This window comes from Paenibacillus sp. P22 (assembly GCF_000469945.2).
Classification (GTDB): Bacteria; Bacillota; Bacilli; order Paenibacillales; family Paenibacillaceae; genus Paenibacillus_O; species Paenibacillus_O humicus.
On record NZ_CBRA020000262.1, the window covers coordinates 1 to 4,035 of the forward strand.

Genomic DNA, 4,035 nt, shown 5'->3' on the forward strand with positions numbered 1-4,035 from the left:
ATCCGATCGTTGACAGCKACGAAAAAATCGTCTTATTCGCCGCTGGAGCGCCGAGGCAAGGGGAATAAGACGAAAAAATCGTCTTATTCGCCGCTGGAGCGCCGAGGCAAACGGAATAAGAAGAAACTCGTCTAACTCGCTGCTTAAGGTCTGGAATTAGAATAATAAGCCGAAAAAATTCCAGCCCATGGGCTGGAATTTTTTTTTAATCAGGCTCATTTGATGTAGACGCCTCCGAACGGCAGCAGCTCCCGCAGCGTCCTCCGCAGGAAGCCGTCCCGCTGCAGAGGCTCGACAAGGCCCGGATCCAGCGATCCGGTCTGCACCAGCACGGAGCCGCGCCCCTTCAGCTCCCATTGGACGTTCATATGCTGAGTAGCCAGCGGGTTGCCGTAGACGGCGAGCTTCACCTCCGCCGACTCCGGGAAAGCGACTAGCGAGGCCGTATCGACATAGAGCGGCTGCTCCTCGGACAGCTTCATGGAGGCAAGGCCGCCTGCGGTAAGGATGCCGAGTGTACCGGGGCCTGTGAAGCGCATCCGGGTCAGCTCGCGCGTGATCCAAGCGGTCTTGAGCTTGTGGATGCGCGTCTTCATCGCCATGCCGTCGCTGTAGAAGACGATATGCCGGAAATCGAACAGCAGGTCGCTGTCCTCGGGCAGCGCCACCGCTTCCAGGCCGCAGCCGGGCGGCAGGCCGAGCAGGAACTCGCTCGGTCCCTGGATCCGGGAGCGGATCCATTTGCGCTTGCGATAGACGCCGGCGACATCCATGAAGCGGTCCTCGCGGGCACCCGGCGGGCCGCGGAACGCAATGATCGCCTTCGGGTGCAGCACCTGCAGCTTGTCGGCTTCTTCAAGCTCGATCCGGACATGCCCGTGAGGCGGCGGCGCGGTCACGATCATAAGCCGGCTGCCTTTCCTTGGTCGCGCCGCTGGGCGCGGTAGACGCGGTAGCGCCACACCCGTACGGCCGCGATATAGGCCAGCAGGGCGGAAGCTCCAACGAGCACGGCGACCGCGATGCCGTGCTTCAGCGAAGCCTGCTTCTGCCTGGCGGCTGCCATGCTCGCCTCCAGCTGCCGGTTCTGCTCCGCCAGCGCTTCGTTCTGCTTGCGGAAGTCCTCGTTCTGCTGCTGCAGCTCCTGCTGCCTCGCTTCGAACTCCGCCTGCTTCTGCTCGTAATCCTGCTTCAGGCGGTCCTGCTGCTGCTCCAGCCGGGCAATCGATTCCGTATATTGCTTCTGCAGCTCGTCCACCTTGGCCGGCGTGTCATAGATGTCTTTGAGATTGTCCCAGATGCCGGCATGCGCCTGCCCGGGCCAGCCGGCTCCGGCCAAAGCGACGATGAATAGTGCGGCAGCCAGGCTTGTCCGCTTGATCCGTTTTGTCCGCTTGATCCGTTTCGACCTCATATGGACCCATCCCCCCTCGCGGCGCTCTTCACAATCTATTACCCAGTATAGCAAGAGTCGGATGCTGCTGTAAGAGACTGGGGACAATTGTCGGATTATCATGGGCTTTGGAGAGAGCTTATCCGTTTCCTGCTGCTGCGAGATGTCGTTCTAGAGCTCGAAAAGACAACGAATCGAATGGTTTGGCGCCGCTTACGACTGCTGGGCGGCATTGTCTGAACGGAGGAAATGAGGTATATTCACTGACAAAAAGGCCCAGGCCGGAAAAGAGGAGACAAAATGGCAGAAGCATCCACGTCTTATACGCTGTACATAGGCTCTTACGGTGAGGCCAAGGATCCGACCGTCCATGCATGCCGGCTCGACGGCGGCACAGGAGAGCTGTCGGTATTCCAGAAGATCGCCGGCATCGAGCAGGCTTCGTTCCTGGCTGTCCATCCCGCGGGCAGCATGCTCTATGCCGCCAGCGAAACCGGCGAGACGAGAGGGCAGTCCGGCGGCTCCGTCCATGCGCTGGCCATCGATCCGCAGAGCGGCGAGCTCGAGGTGCTTGGCGACCAGCTGACTCACGGGGAGCACCCCTGCCATGTCAGCCTGTCCTTTGACCGTCAAAGCCTGTACGTCTCCAATTACAGCGGAGGCAATGCGGCGGTCTTTCCGCTTGAGGCGGACGGACAGCTGTCGGAGCCGGCTTCGGCGCTCGTATCCGGGGAAGGCGAGCTCGGACCGGCAGCAGACCGGCAGGAGAAGCCTCATATCCACAGCGCCGGACCGGTCCCCGGCACTCCCTTTGTATACATATGCGATCTCGGCACCGACTCGGTCTATATGTACCGGCAGTCCGCCGACGGACGCTCTCTGCTCAAGGCCGGCACCGCCAGACTGGAGCCGGGCACCGGCCCCCGCCATGCAGCGATTTCAGCCGTCCGTCCTTATGTCTACGTAGCCGGAGAGCTGGATTCGTACGTAAACGTGCTTCGGATGGACAAGGAAACGGGCATCCTGGAAAGCGTGCAGCGAATATCCGGCCTCCCGAAGGAATTCGCCGGCACCAGCTGGGCGGCGGATATCCATCTTTCTCCGGACGGCCGGTTTCTGTACATGTCCAACCGGGGCCATGACAGCATCGCCGTGTTCGCCGTCAATACCGACGACGGGACGCTGACGGCGGTGGAGCACTGCCCGACCGGAGGCCGTACGCCGCGCAACTTCGCTATCTCTCCGGACGGCAGCTGGCTGCTCGCCGCCAACCAGGAGAGCGGCACGATCCATTCCTTCCGGAGAAATGCGGACAGCGGCAAGCTGGATCCTGCGCCTGCTTCCTTGCGCATTCCGGCGCCGGTATGCATCTGCTTCGCCTGAGGAGACCGACCTCTCTCTGACGCCGGATGCGCGCCGACCTTGATCAGGCGGCCGCATGCCTGCGTTCCTTCATTTGCTGACGAACACCTCCATACCATCCATCCAAGCGACGAAAGGAAGTCCTGTCCATGTCCGCTTCGCAATCGGCCCGGATCGGCGCTGCCCGCACCGGGACCATCTATGCGATTCTGATCGCCATCAGCGCCGTCCACATGCTCAACGATTCCATGCAATCCGTCATTCCCGCCCTCTATCCGATCTTCCAGGATACGCTCAATATCAGCTACACCCAGATCGGGTGGCTGACGTTCACGCTGCAGATGACTTCATCGGTCATGCAGCCGGTCGTCGGGCTCGTCTCCGACCGCAAGCCGTCGCCGTGGATGCTGCCGGTCGGCATGCTCATGAGCATGATCGGCATGGCCGGCATGGCGTTCGCCCCGAGCTTCGGCATGCTCATCTTCTTCATCGTATTCGTCGGACTCGGCTCGGCCGTCTTCCATCCGGAAGGCTCGCGCGTCGTTTATTTCGCCGCCGGGGGCAGGCGCGGCTTCGCCCAGTCCATCTACCAGGTCGGAGGCAACTTCGGCCAGTCGCTGGCGCCGCTCATGACGATCTTCATCTTCATCCCGCTCGGGCAGCGCGGCGCCGTTTGGGGCACGCTGCTGGCAGCCGCGGCGATCCTCATCCTGCTGAAGGTGGTGCCATGGTACCGCAAGCAGCTGGAGGAGCACGGCAAGCCGGTGAAAAAAGCGGCCGTGCCGAGAGGCGAGCTGTCCATCGACGCGAAGAAGCATAAAAATGTCGTCGCCTTCGCGCTGTCGGTGCTGATTCTGCTCGTGTTCGCCCGCTCCTGGTACGGTGCGGCGATCGGCACCTTCTACCAGTTCTATCTCATCCACGACTACGGCCTCAGCAAGCAGGCCGCCCAGGTGCCGCTGCTGCTGTTCATGATCGCCGGAGTCGTCGGAACGTTTTTCGGCGGGATGGTTTCGGACCGGATCGGGGCCAAGCGCACGATGCTGCTGTCCATCCTGGGAGCGGCGCCGTTCACGCTGCTGCTGCCGCATCTGCCGCTCGTCTGGATGTATCCCGTCGCCGCGCTCATCGGCCTGATCATCCAGGCGAGCTTCTCGGTCAGCGTCGTCTACGCGCAGGAGCTGATGCCGGGCCGGGTCGGCATGGCATCCGGACTCATCACCGGCTTCGCCTTCGGGATGGGCGCGCTCGGCGCCGTCGTGCTGGGCAAGCTTGGCGAC

The 4,035-nt window shown here is 62.2% G+C and carries 4 protein-coding genes; 2 read left to right on the forward strand and 2 right to left on the reverse strand.

Features of this window, described 5'->3' with window-relative positions; genetic code table 11:
• Positions 1-215: 215 nt before the first annotated feature.
• Together BN871_RS25255 and BN871_RS25260 are read right to left on the reverse strand one after the other, a co-directional pair.
• The gene (locus BN871_RS25255) at positions 216-905 is read right to left on the reverse strand and encodes an AIM24 family protein (RefSeq protein ID WP_048749853.1); all 690 of its coding nucleotides are present in this window, start codon (positions 903-905) and stop codon (positions 216-218) included.
• Positions 902-1,414 (reverse strand): hypothetical protein, encoded by a 513-nt coding sequence (locus tag BN871_RS25260; protein ID WP_048749855.1) that lies wholly within the window; start codon positions 1,412-1,414, stop codon positions 902-904. The genes BN871_RS25255 and BN871_RS25260 overlap by 4 nt, the downstream gene beginning before the upstream one ends.
• A 279-nt stretch (positions 1,415-1,693) precedes the next feature.
• Here BN871_RS25260 and BN871_RS25265 point away from each other — a divergent pair, with 279 nt between their 5' ends.
• Both BN871_RS25265 and BN871_RS25270 read left to right on the forward strand, forming a co-directional pair.
• The gene (locus BN871_RS25265) at positions 1,694-2,776 is read left to right on the forward strand and encodes a lactonase family protein (protein WP_021878810.1); all 1,083 of its coding nucleotides are present in this window, start codon (positions 1,694-1,696) and stop codon (positions 2,774-2,776) included.
• Positions 2,777-2,904: 128 nt separating this feature from the next.
• Positions 2,905-4,035, forward strand: a 1,131-nt coding sequence (locus tag BN871_RS25270; RefSeq protein WP_048749857.1) for an MFS transporter, incomplete at its 3' end; no start/stop codon positions are given.

Excerpts from the sequence above, each read along its gene's own strand:
- BN871_RS25255 (WP_048749853.1), bottom strand. The coding sequence starts at position 905 with ATGATCGTGACCGCGCCGCCGCCTCACGGGCATGTCCGGATCGAGCTT.
- BN871_RS25260 (WP_048749855.1), bottom strand. The coding sequence starts at position 1,414 with ATGAGGTCGAAACGGATCAAGCGGACAAAACGGATCAAGCGGACAAGC.
- BN871_RS25265 (WP_021878810.1), top strand. The coding sequence starts at position 1,694 with ATGGCAGAAGCATCCACGTCTTATACGCTGTACATAGGCTCTTACGGT.